The 960-nt window shown below is 67.2% G+C and carries 1 protein-coding gene; it reads right to left on the bottom strand.

All coding sequences use genetic code 11. From position 1 onward, the window contains the following. Positions 1–960 (bottom strand): efflux RND transporter permease subunit (locus AX690_RS20140; protein WP_197426874.1); only part of this gene is annotated, 960 nt, incomplete at both ends.

Raw genomic sequence — 960 nt, 5'->3', positions numbered from 1 at the left:
TGCCGATGGCCATCATCACGAAGGACAGCGGGATGATCAGCACGGCGATGAAGGCCGCGCGGACGTTGCCGAGCAGCAGGAACAGGGTCGCGGCGACCAGGATGGCGCCTTCGGTCAGGTTGCGTTCAACGGTCTTGATGGTGGCGTTGACCAGCACCGAGCGGTCGAGCGCGGTGGTGATCACCACGCCATTCGGCAGGGCCTTGCGAACATCGACGAGCTTATCGCCGACCGACTTGGCGACCGAGCGGCTGTTTTCGCCGATCAGCATCAGGGCGGTGCCGACAACGACTTCTTCGCCGTTCTTGCTGGCTGCGCCGGTGCGCAGGTCACCGCCGACCCGCACGGTGGCGACGTCCTTGACGGCGACGGGCACGGTGCGGCGGGTGGCGATGATGGCGTTCTGGATCTCGTCCAGCGTGCGCACCCTTGCGTCGGCCCGGACCAGATAGGCCTCGCCCGCGCGCTGGATGAAGTTGGCGCCGACGGAGAGGTTGGCGCCTTCCAGGGCCTTGGCCAGATCGGTGTAGGAGACGCCGTAGGCGACGAGCTTGGCCGGGTCGGGTTCGACCACATACTGCTTTTGGAAGCCGCCGATGGAGTCGACGCCGGCCACGCCCTTGACGGTGCGCAGTTGCGGACGAACGACCCAGTCCTGGATGGTGCGCAGATACGCGCCCTGCGAGGTGGCGTCGGTGAGGCGTTCGCCCTCCGGCGTCAGATAGGCGCCGTCGCTCTGCCAGCCGGTCTGGCCGTCACGAACCTTGGCGCCCTTGCCGCCCGGATTGGCGTACTCGACCGAGTACATGTAGACCTCGCCGAGGCCCGTGGTGACGGGCCCGATCTGCGGCTGGATCCCGGCTGGCAGGCTATCGCCCGCCTGGGTCAGACGCTCGGCCACCTGTTGGCGGGCGAAGTAGAGGTTGGTCTTCTCCGAGAAGATCGCGGTGACCTGCGAGA

This window comes from Caulobacter sp. CCH9-E1, assembly GCF_001556515.1.
Classification (GTDB): domain Bacteria; phylum Pseudomonadota; class Alphaproteobacteria; order Caulobacterales; family Caulobacteraceae; genus Caulobacter.
This window is presented reverse-complemented; position numbering and strand designations above follow the sequence as displayed.